The sequence below is a fragment of the Bacillus songklensis genome (genome assembly GCF_042649685.1).
GTDB lineage: Bacteria > Bacillota > Bacilli > Bacillales > Bacillaceae_H > Bacillus_BA > Bacillus_BA songklensis.
The window spans coordinates 165,018-181,564 of record NZ_JBHRZT010000068.1; the positions used below are offsets into that span (position 1 = coordinate 165,018).

A 16,547-nucleotide genomic window follows, 5' to 3' on the forward strand; every position below is an offset into this window, starting at 1 on the left:
ATGGATAATTCATTTTGTTTCATAACAATTTTGAATTTTACAAAAATAAAAAAGGGTGAATAAAAAGCATTAAAAAAATGCTTTTTATTCACCCGCCCGGAAATGAACCATCATGGAAAACGCAATAAAATGAAAAGTTTCCTGAACGGTTCATTTCGGTTTAAAAACATGATTTTTAGGGTTTATTGATCAGCCTTTAACTTTCAGTAAACGCAAGCCATTTAACGTGACAATGAGAGTGGCTCCCATATCCGCAAAAATGGCTATCCATAATGTCAGCCATCCCGGAATGACGAGCAATAGCGCAATTAGTTTAATCATCAAGGAAAATGATATATTTTGCTTGATGATGGCCAATGCTTTCCTGCTTAATGAAATGGTGAATGGAAGCTTGCGCAAATCATCTCCCATCAATACAACATCCGCCGTTTCCAGTGCTGTATCCGTTCCGGCACCACCCATCGCGACCCCAACCGTGGCAGCTGCCAATGCGGGAGCATCATTCACCCCGTCACCAACCATGGCAACATGCTTGTGTTGCCTTCGGAGCTGTTTAATATAACGAAGTTTATCTCCAGGTAAAAGCTCGGCCTTCACTTCCTGAACTCCTATTTGTTTACCGATTCCCCGGGCAGTTTGCTCATTATCACCCGTCAACATAATAATGCGGCGAATATTTAATTTACGTAATTTCTCTAGTACAGATGGACTGTTTTCTCTTATTGTATCTGCCACGGCAATGAGTGACTCAATTCTTTCTTCTGTCCCTACAACCATGACCGTTTTTCCTTCATGTTGCAGCCTTTCAATCGTTTGATTGATTTCTCCAGTCATCAAGTTTTCATTCCATTGCCTGAACATACCCGGACTCCCCACCGCATACTCTTTTCCATCAATCTGTCCTTTAATTCCTTTTCCTGTTACAGAGTGGAACTCCTTCACTGTAACGTTCCCAATGAAAACGTTACTTTCTTCCGCTTTTTTCATGATGGCAGATGCAAGCGGGTGCTGCGAATTATTCTCTAAAACTGCGGCAATACGCAGTGCCTGTTCTTCATTTGTGTAAACAATTAAATCTGTCACTTCTGGTGTTCCTTTTGTCAGCGTGCCTGTTTTGTCAAAAGCAATCGCCTCAATCGCACCGGTTTCTTCCAGATGGATGCCGCCTTTAATGAGGACACCGTGACGCGCGGCATTCCCGATAGCCGTGACGATTGCTACAGGTGTTGAAATAACAAGGGCACATGGACAACCGACAACTAAAATAGCCAACCCTTGATAGATCCATTTTCCCCAATCCGCTCCAAACAGCAAGGGTGGAACAATAGCAACAACCAGAGCGATGAAAATGATCACCGGTGTATAGTATTTAGCAAAACGATCCACAAACGCTTGAGACGGGGCACGCTCGCCCTGGGCTTCTTCTACAAGATGAATAATTTTCGAAATGGTTGTATCTTCTACTCGTTTTGTAACGCGTACTTCCAACAATCCTTCTTCATTTAGCGTTCCTGCAAACACTTCGTCATCTGATGCTTTCTCTACAGGTACAGACTCACCTGTAATGGCTGCCTGGTTGACCGTAGAAATTCCTTTTATGACAACACCATCCATCGCAATTTTTTGCCCCGGTTTAACAATCATCACATCATCGATGGCAATGTCTTCTACCGGAATGGAAAACTCTTCTCCGTTTCTGCGTATGAGAGCTTGTTTTGGAGCAATTTCCATTAGTGATCGTATTGACTGGCGCGCTTTATCCATTGAATACGACTCCAATACTTCACTAATCGCAAACAAAATGACAACCGTTGCCCCTTCGCTCCACTCTCCGATGGCAGCAGCGCCAATAATGGCAACCGTCATAAGCGTTCGCATATCAAATTGAAAACGAACCAAATTCTTTAATCCTGCCGTGAAGACACGGTATCCTCCGATGATAATGGCCAATGCAAAAGCTCCAACCGTAAAAAAATGTTCTTCCCCAAACACGGATAGGAACGCCCATCCTAATGCAACAAACAAAGCAGATATGATAACATTTCCGTGTTTTTTCCAAGAAGGTATTTTGACTTCTTCTGCTTTTTGCCCGTCTGGAACTAATTTTAATTGTTCAAATGCTCCCGCTTTTTCCAACTCTTCAATGGTTGTATGACCATAAACAGTGAGTTTAGAGGCGCCAAAGTTAACGGCCGCATCCCTTACGCCATCGAGCTCCCTCACATTCGTTTCAAACTTTTTGGCACAATTGGCACATGTAAATCCTTGTATCCGATACACATGTTTTTCTAATTCTTGTTCCATTATCCGCTCACCTCGCTTTGATATTCAAATGCCAATTGAATAAGTTGTTTTACATGATGATCATCCAACGAATAGTACACAAACTTTCCTTCTTTTCGATATTTCACCAACCCTAGATTGCGCAACAATCTTAAGTGATGGGATGCCGTGGCTGTTGTGCACTCCACAATATTGGCTACATCACAAACGCATAGTTCGTCTTGGACCGTCAGAGAATAAGCGATTTTAATTCTTGTATCGTCTGCCAGCGCCTTAAAGATTTTCGCCACTTCCATTGTATTGTGCGCATTCATGCCTTGCTTCACACGCGCTACCTTTTCTTCATCCGTACAGGCAATTTCACATACATCCTCTTGCCGATCCATTTTCTTTCACCTTCTTATTCAAATATTCATTTGAATATAGTATATGAAATTTCAGAAAAAAGGTAAAAAAAAAAGACGGCTGCAAACGAATTTTTTGCTGCCGTCTTTCTTTATAGTCCTTATATAACCCCACTTAAGTTTTTAACCTCTGTCATCGAGCCTTCTTCTATTTGCGCTTTTCGGTTCTCGCACCTTGAGCAGGCTTACAAAGGTTCATCATGTGACATGGGCGGTTTTTGCTGATGTCACATGATTTATGTGGATTTTTATACCCCTGGAGTGAGAGTAGGTTTTGCATAACCTTCTTTATATTTCTCATCAATGTTTTGACGGATTTCCTTGATTGATTTCCCCTTACTATAATCCGTAATGGACTCAGCGGCAATTTCTAAACAAACACCGCACCGTGTACCATGGTCATCCCATACAACAGCGCCGTTCTCTTTGTTATCATGAACGAAACAATCGTAATTGCTTGTATGACCGGCGGATTCGCCACAGCCACAGTAGCATGGAATGTTCTCCAGCAGTTCTTGATGCTGTGCTGCTGCTTGATATAGTATTTTCATATCATCCGGCTTGTCTGCCAAAAATTTCGGCAAGCTGTCTGCACTTGCTGTTTCTTCCCGTAAATCTCCTGATACATGTTCTTCATGGGTACTTTCAGCCTCTTCACTTGTTTCTTGCGTATTGCCGCACGCTCCTAGTATAACGGCCGAAAATACAAACATCGATGTAAATGCTGGTTTTAGTTTCATGATTCGATCCTTCCCTCTTTTTCGTCTAAGTGAATTGTAAACCGAACCCGTCTATCCATCAACCATCTTGACAGAATTGTCACTTGCACTTTCTTTATGCATGAATATTTGGATTTTCGGCATCGCCTGTTTTGCCTTGAAGTTTGCGAATGATCATGTATGAGTAAATACCAAGCAAGATGGTAAAAATCCAGTTGATTACTTGCATGATAACAATCATCTTGCCGTAACCGTCCACTCCATACTGATTAATTAGCCAAAGCTTTACAACAGCTACTGCCGCATAACGAATACTGAATAGTATCGTCAAAATGCGAAGCATTTTAAACATATCCTTTTCTTTCAAATACCTCATGATGTCTTTTCGTTCATACCCCATCAACTGCGCTGTATCTCCAAAAAAATACATGCCCATCGGACGGTTGACTATGACGGTCACGAAAAAGAATAAGGCCAGCCCAAACATGAAATAAACTTGATTATACAACATCGTTTGGGCTTTTCCCGACACTAAATCAATAATCGTACGAGCGAGCAGCGAAACGACGATAAAGATTCCCGTTATGTTAAATTGTCTCTCTTTTATAAACTTATAAATCGTATAAAAGAAGGCCGGAGCTGTCGATAGCAAAATTGCATAATAATCCCCGATGAGATGTCTTCCCTGGTTCCAGATCAAATATGGCAATGCAATGTAAAAAATTAAATCGAATAATACATTCGGCTGCTGTTTCGGCTTTTTTTGTTCTTCCATAACAATTCCTTTCTTGAAACCAATCATTATCTCTATTTAATCGCGATTTGAACAAGAAAGTCAACTCATTTCACTACATTCCCGCATGTTGAACGGGCAGTACACGACTGGAATGTTTTTTGCGACTTAATGAAGCGGTTAAAAACAAAAACGGCAATGCGAATAATGTCAAGACGGCTAACAAACTAAAAATCACCCCTCCGTTTTGGGTTCCAAGCATACTGATTAATACACCTCCTGCAGAAGCTCCCGCACTTTGGCCCAAGGTGACAAGTCCGCTTGCGCCGAAATACGCCCCTCTTAAATGATCGGGTGCCATTTCGGCTGTGATAACATCCATTAAGACAAAACATAAAATTTCGCCAATCGTAAATATAACCATCGCGCAAATAAACCATCCGGTGTTCGGAGAAAGACCGAATCCCAATAGACCGAGCGAAAAGAAAATGGCCCCGGCTTTTACGGCTGTAAAGGAGGATATCTTTTTAGTCAATGCCAGAATCGGAAATTGGCAAACAAGCACCGTTACGGCATTTACCGTAAATAGCAATGAGTAGAGCGAAACACGTTCATTTCCCAAAAACTGCGACAAGGTCGTATCAAGATGGGAATATCCAGTCACAATAAAGAAATTACCTAACAGGAACATTAAAAAAACAACATCTTTTTTCATCACATGGACCATCGACATAAAGGTAATGATTTCAGTCTTGGCTGCTTTTTCTAACGTATATCGCTTCATAAGAAAGAGAATAAGTACACTATACGAAGCGAAGATACAGGCAGTGAAAATAAACGGCGTTGATGATTGCGAGCTGCCAAGCGTCAACCCGATCAATGGCCCGATCGCTCCTCCGATATTAATGGCAAAGTAGCGAACCTGGAACACAAGCTTTCTGTTTTCATCCTTTGTCATATCTGCCAATAATGCTCGTGAAGCGGGTTCAAAGGCACTGCGGCACAATCCGTTTAAGGCGCTCAGCACCAAAAAGGCTGCAACGGTTTTGGCCAAAGCAAAACCAATAAAAACAAAAATCCAAACAAACAAAGACGCTAACATGACCGGTAAGCGCCCATAACGGTCTGACCATACTCCCCCCAGCACACTGCTTAATGTTCCGACGAGATAATTGACTGCTAAAATAAAGCCGATTTCCGTCGGGGAAAGTCCTATTTTTTCTCCTAGATAAATCCCCAAAAATGGAATGGTCATAAAAAAGCCCGTTCTCGTCACAAACGTTCCAATAATCATCCATAGCGCAATCGGATGAAACAGATGATACATGAATTTTAATCGATTCATCATTCTCACTCTCTCTTTCTCTTCATGATTTGATTATACATTTTTCTCTTGATTGCCACTCAGCAAATATTGCTGAACAAAAATAGCAAGTTCCTATACAAGGATTCAATACAGGAATATAATGGAATCAAGAAACCATTCCGAGCGAGGGATGCTTATGAAACGATTGGAAATGCCGCTGCACGTTTGCAAATTGATGATTCTCGAGTTTCTAGAACAATCTTCCGACCCTTGTTTTCACACACACGGGGACGATTATCAAATGAGCATTTCATTAAACGGGCGACCGTTTCTTGAACAAGAGGGCCGCACTCTCTGTTTAGAAGGGCAAACCAGGCTTATGACTGCACCTTCTCAATTTCATCGCCATTTCACAAACGATGAACACGCGAAAATATTGTTGTTTAATATTCCCCGTCCTTTTATTGAGGAAGTGATTGAAGAGAGGTTCGGGACTTTACGAACCCCTGTTGAATTCGAATCGATTACAGTCGATAAATCCGATTCCTTTATCCAGCTTGCCCGCTCTCTTATATCCATGAGCGCTTTTGAAGAACCGGACCGGGAACGATTGCAGGAAAATGAACGCGAGCTCGTTCATTTATTGCTGTCTAAACAAAGAAGCAATTATTCCGAATTATGGAGAACCGAACACCGAAACACCCCCCATCCTTCCATTAATCGCATCCTTACATTTATCCGTCATCATTTTCAGGAAGGGTTGACACTGGAAGACTTAGTGGCAGAAGCGAAGATGAGCAAGTTCCATTTCATTCGTTCCTTTAAAGAAATGGTCGGTGTCACTCCTATGCAATATGTGACACTCATACGCCTGCAGCAAGCCAGGGAGCTCGTGGTCAAGACACAGACACCGATCACCTCTATTGCCTATGAAACCGGCTTTAATAGTGTAAGCAGCTTTGAACGCTCCTTTAAGCAAAAATACGGGATGACCCCTATCCAAATGCGAAGATTCAGCAATTAGGCGCCAAAACGGGACTGACTCAAAAGCTTTCAGGGAATGACAATAATCTATTTTCCAATCCCTTCACTTGCCCGACCCGATGCCCCAAGTCCATGGGGAACAAGCGATCCTGTGCGGTAACGAATCCTTGTGCCATATAGAGAGGATGATTTTCCAACATCCGGGTTTAAAATAAAGAGTAAAGAAAATAGAAAGAGACAGCATGTACTCATAAGGTGCTTGAAGGGGGATTTTCATTGTATAAAGAATTATTAGAAACAAACCATCGGCCGTACCCTCTTCCATCCTCCAAATGGGTGATGACGCAGGAGTGGAAAGATTTATTATTTATGCATTGGCCATTGCCGCCGGATTTAATAAAGAAGCATATTCCTTCCGAACTGGAACTCGATACGTTTGACGGGAATGCCTGGATTAGTATTCTTCCTTTTAAGATCGCGGAGACATTCACCATACGAAGTGGGAATTATACAAGGCACAAGCACATGTTCATCGAAACAGCCTGGCTTTCTTTCTGCCGCGTTCACATTTTAATCAAGCACCCGTTCTTCACTATTTCTTCTCACAGAAAGTCTTTTTCTGGCCGCTGAAACGCGTTTAGCTTAATATGTTTAGTTTAAAGCCATCACGAGCCATTACCGGGGAATGCAAAAAGAGCTGCGATTATACACAGCTCTCGTTTAAATGATATAAAGGGATATTCTTTTTATTATTTACCGATGAACATTTGTGTCCAGTAAGTTGTACCTTGGCTGTCTTTTACAAAGCCAACTCCGATGTGAGTAAAGCTGCCGTTTAAGATGTTAGCACGGTGGCCTTCACTATTCATCCAAGCATTCATTACTTCTTGAGGTGTTTGTTGACCTTTTGCGATGTTTTCACCTGCAGCACGGTATGTGATACCGAATTGCTTCATCATATCGAACGGTGAACCGTATGTTGGAGATTGGTGATCGAAGTAACCTTTGTTCATCATGTCTCTTGATTTTTCACGCGCTACATCACTTAATTTTGTATCTAATTGGAGCGGTTTTAAACCTGCTTTTTGTCTCTCTTGGTTAACAAGATTCGCTACTTGTTTCTCAAACTCGCTTACGCTAGAAGAAGTTGTTGTTGCCGGCTTCTGTGTCTTTGTTGCCGGTTGTTGAGCAGATGTTGTTGGTTTAGCTTTTTGTGCTGGTTGTTGAACGGTTGGTGCTGGTTTTTGTGCTGGCTGTTGAACTGTCGGAACCGCCGCTTTGTTCACTGTAAATTGAATGCCATATTTATTTAATAATTGTTGAAGAAATGCGCTGTTTACAGCTTGTCCATTAACTGAATACACATAAGTTTGACAGTTAGTTGGAGTAGGTGCTGCCGCGTTTGCATTTGCTCCTCCAGCAAAGATTGTTGTTGCTAATGCTGCTGCTGCTAAAATTGTACCTGTTTTTTTCATGTCGTTTTCCTCCTTGGTTTTACCTTGTTGGTTTACGACCCCCACAGCTATCATCCTAGAATTCTAGCAAAATCTCAACTTGTAAAATATACCACATAGAAGAAAACATGCAATATAAGCAGAAAATCCTTGAAAAGACTGTTTTTTTCCTTAAACATGTAAAATATGACACCAGTGAAAAAATCAGGTTTAATAGCCACAATCTTAAATAAACAGGTATATATACCCTGCTTTTACCTATATCCATTCACAAAAAACTTCCAGATCATGGTTGTTTAATCATCCGAAAGTTACCGAAAAAAAGACGTTGAGAAAAAATGTATTGTCCATCAAGTTCTATTAGGGTTATAATAATTGATAAAAAATGTTAAAAGAATGATAATATTGAAAATATTCATTTATAGTATATAAAATAAAAAAGGAGGAAAACGCGATATATGCCTCAAGCTGCTTTTTTGAAAAATAAAAATCAGCTATTGCATTTCTACAATGACGGTTTATTTTACGAAGCTTTTGTGATTGCTGAGAAAACACATATGGAACACCCTGATAAAAGAATAAAAACCACCCTGTGGAAAGCGAGAATTCTGTGTAAATTAAATCACCCGGAACAAGCCATCACAGAGCTTCAAAGCGCCCTTTCACAGAATATTTGGTGGCATCCGAATACATTTGTTTATGAACCCGACTTCCAACCCCTTTTCCAATTCAAATCATTTCACCGTTTTTTAAGCGCATGCGAGAAAAAGTGGCGACATGACCAACGAACAAATCAAGCGATAAATACAGATCAATGAAAGAATATCTATCGCCATTTCCTCTATTGAAAAAATGCTGCTAACTCCCTATAAAATAAGAAGAAGCGGGGCTTATCCCCCGCTTCTTCCATGGATGGAAACCGATGAAATCTTTAACAGGTAAAAATCGTGATAACCTTTCGCATACTAACGAAAAACGAGGTGTCCTCATTGCTCCCTTACTTTCATCTCTGTATTGGACTCCCTATTTTATCGATTATTTCTGGAGTGTTTTATCAATTGCTCTTCAAAAAAACATGGTTAGGGGCTCTTGTGTCATTCTTCTTGCCTTTTTGGTTCATTCCTTACCACTTCACTGGATTGCAGCGGATTGGATTATGGTTTATTTTAGGAGCGGTATATGCCGGTATTGCTTACCTTATCAGTTCCTTCATAGCAACCAAACAAACAAATTCTTTTTAATAGATGAACTTCTTGTTATATCAATGGGTTTCCCAATGACTTCTTCGGCTGGAAAACCGGTCATTTTTTCTCCCGCAGGCTTAACGTCTGTTATGATTCCCCTTTTATCAAAGAAAACAGTCAAAATCCCACAAATCAATTATCAGCGCTCTTTTGATATCGTACGGAGGAAAATTTTGTTTTAATGTATATATTTTTCCAATGGCGTACATGATAAAAAACGTGTATTTCAGTCATCCATCTTTTTCCACCCATTATATACGAAAAGGAGAGAATGATTATGAAAAGATTCTTGTTTTTGTTCATGACGCTGTTGTTGACCATCCTTCCCGTCACCACTGTCCATACAAGTGCAGAAACACCGATGGAATCCATGGTTCGGATTGTTCATGCTTCCCCGGACACCCCCTCCGTTGATATATACTTAAACGACGAACAGGTAGTCTCTGAAGCTTCTTTCTCTGATGTATCCGACTATTTAAGCGTTCCCGAGGGTACCAATACCGTTGACATCTATGCATCAGGCACAAAAGGACAAAAAGACCCTGTTTTATCAGCTTCCGTAAATGTAAAAGGCGGCATGACTTACACGCTGGCGGCAGCCAATACACTGCAAAATTTAGAACTGGAAGTATTGGAAGATGATATGGGCATAACACGCGGTAAAGCAAAAATCCGCGTTTCCCATTTCGCCCCTGATGCCCCTGCTGTGAATGTTGGAGTAAAAAACGGAGATGTTTTGTTCAATAACTTAGCTTTCAAACAAACAACCGAGTATAAAGAGCTTAAACCGAACACATATGATTTGACAGTTACTACGGCGGACGGAAATCAACTTGAATTGGATCTTTCCGGTACAAGGCTGGCAGAAAATACAGTTTATACGGTACTGGCCATCAGTACAGGGGATCAGTTAGAAGCTCTTATTCTCGAGGATCAGTCTATGATGCCTTCTGAAATGCCGAAAACAGGTATGGGAGGAACGGCTGCAAATTCCCCGCTTGATGCGGTCAAATATATGGCGGCCGGTGCAGCTCTTATTACCATAGCAGCATTTGTCTTTCGCCGGAAGCATGCTTAAAGCAAAAGGAACATGGGTGGGCTGGCTGCTTTTATTATGCCTGACAACAAGCTGTGAAGCGAAATCACCCATTGAAACCAATCATCCAAACGCGATTTTAACCAAGACCGAAACATCGATTTCCAAGCCAGTTTATTTGGAAATCCCAAAACTGGCTTTAACCGCTTCCATTGAAGCGAAAGGGTTGTTAAAAAACGGGCAAATGGCCGTTCCTGATGATCGGGATACAGTCGCCTGGTACGCCCCTGGGGCGATTCCCGGTCAAAAAGGAAACGCAGTTATGGCCGGTCACGTCGATGACAAAAAAGGGCCTGCTGTCTTTTATTATCTCAATCGGCTAACAATTGGAGATTTCATTCACATTCAAGATAAGAATGGAGTGAAATTGACATTCGTCGTGACGAAAAAAATAGCATACGATCGGCATAATGCTCCGATTGCATTGATTTTTGGATCGTCTGGTGCAAAACATCTTAACTTGATTACATGTACAGGATCATTCAATCGAAAGCAAGGTACCCACGAAAAAAGACTTGTTGTGTATACCACTTTGCTTGGAACCACAACGAAGAACTAAAAAATGAGAAAAATAGATTATTGTCATTCCCTGAAGGCTTTTGAGTCAACCCCTCTTCCCGAAACGGACTGTCATTAAGGACTTTGATGACGGTCCGTTTCTTACTTATTAAATTGTGTTTTTTATTTCCTCAAAAAATAGCTGCTTTATCGCACTTTAACAAGTGTTAAAACTACTATTGATGAAAGTTCACTTTAGCTGATGTTTCAGATTATATTTCGCCCCCTCCATGAATGGAATATCCATTGAATGCGAAAGCTATTTGAAATATGATAAGAAAATGATGGATTACTGGGAGGGACATGACATGATGATCCGACGTAAACTAGTCGTCTCGGCTGCCGCCGTGTACTTTGCCTTCGCCCTCTCCATGCTTCCCTCTTCTGCCCACCAAAATGGGGTCATCGTTATAGCCCATCGAGGGGCTTCCGCTTACGCACCGGAGCATACACTGAAAGCATACGATCTTGGAATCCGGCAAGGCGGAACATATACAGAAATTGATTTACAAATGACAAAAGACGGGCAGCTTATTGCGATGCATGATGAGACGGTGAACCGCACGACAAATGGAAAAGGATTTGTGAAACAGTTGACTTTAAAACAAATCAAAAAACTCGATGCCGGTTCATCTTTTAACAAACTGAATCCCGATCGGGCCAAGAAGGAATACGAAGGACTTCAAGTACCGACACTAGAAGAAATTTTCAAAACGTTCGGCAATAGCCACCACTATTACATCGAAACGAAAGCAGACCCGGAATATAAAGGAATGGAAGAGAAGCTCGTTGAATTAATGGGACGCTATCACATTAAAACCGATCACGTTTATGTTCAATCTTTTAGTAAAGAAAGCTTACAAAAGCTTAAACAACTAAACCCTTCTTTGCGTCTTATTCAACTTCTTCCGTCACACCTTTCTGGATTTATCACTAGAAAGCAATTGAAAGCAATTAATGAATATGCAGTCGGGGTAGGACCGAATGCCCACCTGCTCACACGTCAATACGTTCAAACGGTCAAATCTGCAGGACTGAATATTCACCCCTACACAGTCAACGACCCTAAGCAAATGAAAAAACTGATCAGATGGGGTGTCACCGGAATGTTTACGGATTATCCCGACCGGTTGTCGCGTGTTGTGAATGAGATGAAAAACCATTAATTCATATCCTCTCTTTCTACTAAGACTTTCCTTATAAGAAAGAACCTGTTTAAGAAGATAAGCCAGATTCCCAAGAACGATTCATTTGATAGGGGTAACCCAAAACCACCAAAACATGTTTGGGTCACCCCCATTCTCTCATTCTACATCAACCGGTGATGAAATATAGTCCTTATAACAATCAATGTAAAGTTGGCCATTCGTCCCCACTACCGCGTAGTTTACCTCTTCCATTTTTAAATTTCGATTCTTTAATTGATTCAAAATCCACTCTTTGCTGTACTGGGAGGTAAGATTTTTTTCGACCAGCTGCCTGTCCATAATAATCTCTAAAGGGATTATGGACTTGCTGAAATCGAACATTCCAAGATCTTCTTTGGTAGGATTTCGATACAAGGCTTTTTTCAGCACCGACAGCTTCCCGTTATTCTCCAAAACAGCATATTCCACCTCGCCTATATTAAAAATATCTTTCTCACGCAAAGATTGGCTTAGCATATCTAACGTATAGTTGAGCTTATTCATATTTTTCTCTAATATTTTGCCGTTTTCAATTACAACAGTCGGCTTTCCTGATATCCATTTCCGCAGATAACGGCTCTTTTTTGATAAAACAGCGAAAGTATAAGCTATTATACTAAGGGATATAAAAGAAGCAATCATGGGTATAAAATCAATTTTTATATCAAACCCAACGTTAGCAGCAATCGATCCTAAGGTGATTGAAAGAGCAAAATTATAGTAGGAAAGTTGCGCACTTGTCGTTTTCCCCATAATGTTCACAACGGCCATCAGCATGAAGAAAGCAACGGTCGTTCGGATAACGCTCTCCAACATTTCATTCATTCTATCTTCCTCAATTCGAACCATGAACATTATATCAATCCTGTTTAGTTACAGTATGCAACATTATCTTGGGCAATATCCGTATAAAGGTTCTTAATATAGTTTCGTTTAAATTCTCCTGTTATCGCTCAAAAAAGAGAACCGATGCAACATTTCGGTTCTCTCAGCTATTCATGAAAAACAAACTAATTCGCGTGCCATCATTCATACTGTTTATCTCCCACTTTATCTTCATCTCTTTTAACATAAGCGAGACAATGGAAAGACCTATTCCGGCCCCCTTTTCATTTGACTTCCCGCCCATCCCCGGACCTCTGTCTTCTATTACGATCGTGGACTGGCCATCGGATTGCTCCATTCGAATCGATACATATTTCCCCGATTTCGCGTGGCGAAGAATATTTTGAAAAAAATTATCTAATATTCGGTCAAACCACTCGGTATCAACTTGCCAATACATTCCTTTATCTGGAATCCCAAGTACAATGTCAAACCCTTCATTTTCAAAAACCGGATACCACGCAGCAAAAGACTTTTTCACCAATTGGACAATATCGGCTTTTTTCGGGTGAAAAGGATACTTTCCGGCAGACAACAATGTGTAAGACAATAGGTTTTCAATTAATTGACCTAAATAATTGATTTTTTGATCGATCAGTTCAAGGGATTGTTTGCCTTTCTCACTTAACGGCTCCTTGTTTAGCAGGTAGGCATGCCCCCTTATGGTTGTAAGTGGGGTTCTTAAATCATGTGATAAATTAGCGATTAAATGTCTTCTTAAGTCCTCTTCTTCTTTCTCCCTCTTTCGACTCATTTCCAGTTGATGAACCATCTGGTTAAATGACTTCACCAATTGCCCAATCTCATCTTCCTTTTCAACTTCAAGAGGAATAGGGATGCCATTAGCACCTGGTTTTGACATAGCTTCCTGCAAGCGTAACAAACGCTTTCTGACTTTATAAAAAAAGACCCATGAAACAAAAACAAATAAGACGAGGATGAAAAGGACAGCCAAAGCCATCACATAATCATATTGTTCCCGAATCATCTCCGTTTTGCTAGCCATTAGAGAACGAGGAACTTGAATCACCATAAATCCTTCATTTTTTTGTTCACCGATAAAGGCAACCACTGTGAACGGATCCGCATCATAGCCGCGATTTTTTTTGATGAAGTCTATGCTGTATGATACCGTCCAATTTTGAGGGATCGTTAAATCTTCGGGTAATTTTTTTTGAGTTTTTCCTGTCTCATCTACCCAAAACATACTGGCTTTGCTGTATTCTTTTTTTAGTTCGTTTAACTTCTGGTTAATTTCCTCGTCACTGGCTTTCCCCAATTTTGCGGCTTCTTCATGCCACCTTTTTTCTAGATGTGTCCCATTTTGATAGATATCGGGTGTATCGTTATCCAATCCGCCCAGCGGCATATAAAACAGAATGGATATAATCGGAAAAGACATGGGCATGATCATAGTGGCTATCAATATAATCAGTAAGTATTTTGATAATAAGGAGTTTTTCAACTTCATTGTCTTACCCTGTAGCCGATTCCTCTTATCGTTTCAATGATGGCCGGCTTACTCGGATTCAATTCGATCTTTTCACGAAGATGGCGTATATGTACCATAAGAGTTTTATCTCCCTCTATAAATGTCTCTTTCCATACCGCCTCAAATATTTGTTCTTTTGTTAAAATTTGATTGGGATGCCGTAAAAAATACATGAATATTTGATACTGCTTTCCCGTTAATATAATTTCTTCACCTTGCCGGGCGTCTATAATTCTATTTTCATTTATATTCACCTTTAAATGACCGATCCTTATCTCTTGGTCAAAAGACTTAGCGTATCTTCTTAATAAAACTTCCACTCTGGCAGCCAATTCATCAGGATGAAACGGTTTTACAACATAATCATCCGCAAATTGCAATCCCTGCAGCTTATCATCTACAGAAGTGCGGGCAGAAAGCATCAAGATAGGTGTTTCGGGTGACTCCTTTTTTAAACGCTGGCCAACCGTAAATCCATCTAAGCCTGGCAGCATTACATCTAGAATCACCAGGTCTGCATCCTTCACAAGGCTTGTCGCCCCTTCACCGGACTTTAGCCATTCTACCTTGTAGCCTCTTTCCTCCAGATCCTCTTTCACCCAGCTTCCTATATCCATGTCATCTTCGATATAAAGTATTCTCATCTGTATCACCATAATTTCTCTTTATTATTTTTATTGCTGTACCCTTCTCTCTCCTGCCATCATTTTGCCAGGGACAATCCATACTTTCCTATACAGCAAAAAAAAAGAGACCTGCTCCCTTTCCGGATTAAGTCCCGTCTAATTCCCTTTTTAGAATCTATCATAGTATAATACTTTATTTTTCTTGAACTACTCCCACTTAACACCCTTACGAGTTGTTTGAAGTGAGAGATTCCTGCGAACACCAACGTAACCGTCAATTTGATCGAATCCATGTTAATTAATTGGAAATTTATTTCTTTTAACCACTGAAACAAAGTGGAAGGATTCTTCATAACACTCCTCCTGCCTGTTTCATCGGGGTGCCGTCACGCCTTGCATACAAGTGCAAGTAACGCCAGCAAATATGGGATTATATGGGGTTATTTATAGTTTATGGTATGAAATGGGTTTCATGTCAAGCGGTATTTTGAAAATATCTGAATCCACATAAAGAATTGAACATGAGAAAAAACGCTCTCATATTCAATTCTTTACGCATAAGCGGCTGCCAATCTCCCTTACGGGTTCTTGTCAGCCGCTGATACGAAGACCTTTGTAAGCTCGTTCAAGATGAAAAAAACAAAAAAGCACAAATAGGAGAAGGCTCGATGACAGAGGTTAAAAAATTAAGTAGGACTTATATATCTAAGAAAGATTATTGTAATCGTTTACGAAAACTGCTTTTCCATTCGGCGGCAAGAGGAGCTAGTTGGATGAGCTTTTGCAATGCTTCTTTATTCTGTTTGTCTTTATATTTTATAGTGTTTGCAAAGGCCACCGAAATATGGCTTGGATGACGTTCTACTAATTGAAGAGGTTGCCCCGTCTCTATATATCCTTCTTGCAGCACCCGGAAATAAAAGCCTGAAAACCCTGTTTCCTGTACAAGCATAGGTAAAGAGGGTTCATTCCACTTTACCGAGATCTTAAAACACGGTTGTCTCGGCAAGCTGACTTGAAATACAACCTCTCCCATCCGATAGATATCCCCAATCATGATATCTTCTTCTGTCACACCGGAAATCGTCAAATTCTCTCCAAACGCACCATAATCAAGTTTGCGATTCAATAATTCCTCCCAATATGCGTAATGATCCATAGAATATAAGCAAACCGCTTTATCTGCTCCGCCGTGTACGGCCAAATCTGCTTGGCCGTCCCCTTCTATATTCAGACTGGAAACAAATACACGTCCATCGATTGGTTGTTTATAAATTCCTGTTTCGATACTCTTACGCTGGAATAATACTTCTTGCGGTTTGCCGACATTAATTGACGCTACTTTAATTTCCATTTCTTCATTCCCGCCTTTCTTTACTACCATTATTATACAACCTGTACTATTACTTCACATTCAATTTTTCTCGAGGATGTCCCAAAGTCCGTTTATTGTACTGCTGTCCATTTTCTTAAAGATATTTTCCACTCACTTTTTCAAAGACAATGGTCAGAATCCCTGTCAGGAATGGACGACTGTTCGTATGCGAAGGAATTAACGAACACCGTGAACCCTGGA

Annotated in this window: 18 protein-coding genes; 7 read left to right on the forward strand and 11 right to left on the reverse strand. The window is 40.6% G+C overall.

Features of this window, described 5'->3' with window-relative positions:
- Positions 1–189: 189 nt before the first annotated feature.
- The 5 genes from ACFOU2_RS17390 to ACFOU2_RS17410 all read right to left on the reverse strand — a co-directional run bounded on the left by ACFOU2_RS17390 (position 190) and on the right by ACFOU2_RS17410 (position 5,487).
- A complete protein-coding gene (locus ACFOU2_RS17390) occupies positions 190–2,304 on the reverse strand; it encodes a heavy metal translocating P-type ATPase (RefSeq protein WP_377917317.1) in 2,115 nt (704 codons plus the stop codon).
- Complete coding sequence (locus ACFOU2_RS17395) at positions 2,304–2,669, reverse strand: ArsR/SmtB family transcription factor (protein WP_377917319.1); 366 nt, start codon at positions 2,667–2,669, stop codon at positions 2,304–2,306. Before ACFOU2_RS17395 ends, ACFOU2_RS17390 begins: the two co-directional genes overlap by 1 nt.
- Before the next feature lie 266 nt (positions 2,670–2,935).
- A complete protein-coding gene (locus tag ACFOU2_RS17400; RefSeq protein ID WP_377917321.1) occupies positions 2,936–3,427 on the reverse strand; it encodes a PCYCGC motif-containing (lipo)protein in 492 nt (163 codons plus the stop codon).
- Positions 3,428–3,521: 94 nt separating this feature from the next.
- The gene (locus ACFOU2_RS17405; RefSeq protein ID WP_377917323.1) at positions 3,522–4,181 is read right to left on the reverse strand and encodes a VC0807 family protein; all 660 of its coding nucleotides are present in this window, start codon (positions 4,179–4,181) and stop codon (positions 3,522–3,524) included.
- A gap of 73 nt (positions 4,182–4,254) precedes the next feature.
- A complete protein-coding gene (locus tag ACFOU2_RS17410; RefSeq protein WP_377917325.1) occupies positions 4,255–5,487 on the reverse strand; it encodes an MDR family MFS transporter in 1,233 nt (410 codons plus the stop codon).
- Between the two features lie 154 nt (positions 5,488–5,641).
- Here ACFOU2_RS17410 and ACFOU2_RS17415 point away from each other — a divergent pair, with 154 nt between their 5' ends.
- Positions 5,642–6,469, forward strand: a complete 828-nt coding sequence (locus ACFOU2_RS17415; protein WP_377917327.1) for a helix-turn-helix domain-containing protein — start codon at positions 5,642–5,644, stop codon at positions 6,467–6,469.
- A 19-nt stretch (positions 6,470–6,488) separates the two neighbouring features.
- Here the strand turns inward: ACFOU2_RS17415 and ACFOU2_RS17420 are convergent, their stop codons facing one another.
- Positions 6,489–6,629: a penicillin acylase family protein gene (locus tag ACFOU2_RS17420; RefSeq protein ID WP_377917329.1), complete on the reverse strand. Its 141-nt coding sequence runs from the start codon at positions 6,627–6,629 to the stop codon at positions 6,489–6,491.
- Between the two features lie 76 nt (positions 6,630–6,705).
- Between ACFOU2_RS17420 and ACFOU2_RS17425 the strand changes: the two genes are divergently transcribed.
- Positions 6,706–7,059, forward strand: a complete 354-nt coding sequence (locus tag ACFOU2_RS17425) for a DUF2071 domain-containing protein (protein WP_377917331.1) — start codon at positions 6,706–6,708, stop codon at positions 7,057–7,059.
- Positions 7,060–7,178: 119 nt separating this feature from the next.
- Here the strand turns inward: ACFOU2_RS17425 and ACFOU2_RS17430 are convergent, their stop codons facing one another.
- Positions 7,179–7,904: a CAP domain-containing protein gene (locus tag ACFOU2_RS17430; RefSeq protein ID WP_377917333.1), complete on the reverse strand. Its 726-nt coding sequence runs from the start codon at positions 7,902–7,904 to the stop codon at positions 7,179–7,181.
- A 437-nt stretch (positions 7,905–8,341) separates the two neighbouring features.
- Between ACFOU2_RS17430 and ACFOU2_RS17435 the strand changes: the two genes are divergently transcribed.
- The 5 genes from ACFOU2_RS17435 to ACFOU2_RS17455 all read left to right on the forward strand — a co-directional run bounded on the left by ACFOU2_RS17435 (position 8,342) and on the right by ACFOU2_RS17455 (position 11,947).
- Positions 8,342–8,701 (forward strand): hypothetical protein, encoded by a 360-nt coding sequence (locus ACFOU2_RS17435; protein WP_377917335.1) that lies wholly within the window; start codon positions 8,342–8,344, stop codon positions 8,699–8,701.
- A 104-nt stretch (positions 8,702–8,805) separates the two neighbouring features.
- Positions 8,806–9,309, forward strand: coding sequence for a hypothetical protein (locus ACFOU2_RS25720; RefSeq protein WP_449237052.1), 504 nt, complete (start codon positions 8,806–8,808; stop codon positions 9,307–9,309).
- Between the two features lie 95 nt (positions 9,310–9,404).
- Positions 9,405–10,205, forward strand: coding sequence for a DUF4397 domain-containing protein (locus tag ACFOU2_RS17445; protein ID WP_377917339.1), 801 nt, complete (start codon positions 9,405–9,407; stop codon positions 10,203–10,205).
- Positions 10,198–10,782, forward strand: a complete 585-nt coding sequence (locus tag ACFOU2_RS17450; protein ID WP_377917341.1) for a class F sortase — start codon at positions 10,198–10,200, stop codon at positions 10,780–10,782. Before ACFOU2_RS17445 ends, ACFOU2_RS17450 begins: the two co-directional genes overlap by 8 nt.
- Before the next feature lie 310 nt (positions 10,783–11,092).
- Positions 11,093–11,947, forward strand: a complete 855-nt coding sequence (locus ACFOU2_RS17455; protein WP_377917495.1) for a glycerophosphodiester phosphodiesterase — start codon at positions 11,093–11,095, stop codon at positions 11,945–11,947.
- Positions 11,948–12,085: 138 nt separating this feature from the next.
- On the opposite strand, the gene ACFOU2_RS17460 is transcribed toward ACFOU2_RS17455, so the two are convergent.
- The 4 genes from ACFOU2_RS17460 to ACFOU2_RS17475 all read right to left on the reverse strand — a co-directional run bounded on the left by ACFOU2_RS17460 (position 12,086) and on the right by ACFOU2_RS17475 (position 16,355).
- Positions 12,086–12,793: a DUF421 domain-containing protein gene (locus tag ACFOU2_RS17460; RefSeq protein WP_377917343.1), complete on the reverse strand. Its 708-nt coding sequence runs from the start codon at positions 12,791–12,793 to the stop codon at positions 12,086–12,088.
- Between the two features lie 163 nt (positions 12,794–12,956).
- Positions 12,957–14,324, reverse strand: coding sequence for a HAMP domain-containing sensor histidine kinase (locus ACFOU2_RS17465; RefSeq protein WP_377917345.1), 1,368 nt, complete (start codon positions 14,322–14,324; stop codon positions 12,957–12,959).
- Positions 14,321–14,995 (reverse strand): response regulator transcription factor, encoded by a 675-nt coding sequence (locus ACFOU2_RS17470; RefSeq protein WP_377917497.1) that lies wholly within the window; start codon positions 14,993–14,995, stop codon positions 14,321–14,323. Before ACFOU2_RS17470 ends, ACFOU2_RS17465 begins: the two co-directional genes overlap by 4 nt.
- 691 nt (positions 14,996–15,686) lie before the next feature.
- A complete protein-coding gene (locus ACFOU2_RS17475; RefSeq protein ID WP_377917347.1) occupies positions 15,687–16,355 on the reverse strand; it encodes an MOSC domain-containing protein in 669 nt (222 codons plus the stop codon).
- Positions 16,356–16,547: the final 192 nt, after the last annotated feature.

Bases quoted from the DNA above. Each gene is read 5' to 3' on its own strand.
- ACFOU2_RS17390 (WP_377917317.1), bottom strand. From the start codon at position 2,304: ATGGAACAAGAATTAGAAAAACATGTGTATCGGATACAAGGATTTACA.
- ACFOU2_RS17395 (WP_377917319.1), bottom strand. From the start codon at position 2,669: ATGGATCGGCAAGAGGATGTATGTGAAATTGCCTGTACGGATGAAGAA.
- ACFOU2_RS17400 (WP_377917321.1), bottom strand. From the start codon at position 3,427: ATGAAACTAAAACCAGCATTTACATCGATGTTTGTATTTTCGGCCGTT.
- ACFOU2_RS17405 (WP_377917323.1), bottom strand. From the start codon at position 4,181: ATGGAAGAACAAAAAAAGCCGAAACAGCAGCCGAATGTATTATTCGAT.
- ACFOU2_RS17410 (WP_377917325.1), bottom strand. From the start codon at position 5,487: ATGATGAATCGATTAAAATTCATGTATCATCTGTTTCATCCGATTGCG.
- ACFOU2_RS17415 (WP_377917327.1), top strand. From the start codon at position 5,642: ATGAAACGATTGGAAATGCCGCTGCACGTTTGCAAATTGATGATTCTC.
- ACFOU2_RS17420 (WP_377917329.1), bottom strand. From the start codon at position 6,629: ATGTTGGAAAATCATCCTCTCTATATGGCACAAGGATTCGTTACCGCA.
- ACFOU2_RS17430 (WP_377917333.1), bottom strand. From the start codon at position 7,904: ATGAAAAAAACAGGTACAATTTTAGCAGCAGCAGCATTAGCAACAACA.
- ACFOU2_RS17435 (WP_377917335.1), top strand. From the start codon at position 8,342: ATGCCTCAAGCTGCTTTTTTGAAAAATAAAAATCAGCTATTGCATTTC.
- ACFOU2_RS25720 (WP_449237052.1), top strand. From the start codon at position 8,806: ATGAAATCTTTAACAGGTAAAAATCGTGATAACCTTTCGCATACTAAC.
- ACFOU2_RS17445 (WP_377917339.1), top strand. From the start codon at position 9,405: ATGAAAAGATTCTTGTTTTTGTTCATGACGCTGTTGTTGACCATCCTT.
- ACFOU2_RS17450 (WP_377917341.1), top strand. From the start codon at position 10,198: ATGCTTAAAGCAAAAGGAACATGGGTGGGCTGGCTGCTTTTATTATGC.
- ACFOU2_RS17455 (WP_377917495.1), top strand. From the start codon at position 11,093: ATGATCCGACGTAAACTAGTCGTCTCGGCTGCCGCCGTGTACTTTGCC.
- ACFOU2_RS17460 (WP_377917343.1), bottom strand. From the start codon at position 12,793: ATGAATGAAATGTTGGAGAGCGTTATCCGAACGACCGTTGCTTTCTTC.
- ACFOU2_RS17465 (WP_377917345.1), bottom strand. From the start codon at position 14,324: ATGAAGTTGAAAAACTCCTTATTATCAAAATACTTACTGATTATATTG.
- ACFOU2_RS17475 (WP_377917347.1), bottom strand. From the start codon at position 16,355: ATGGTAGTAAAGAAAGGCGGGAATGAAGAAATGGAAATTAAAGTAGCG.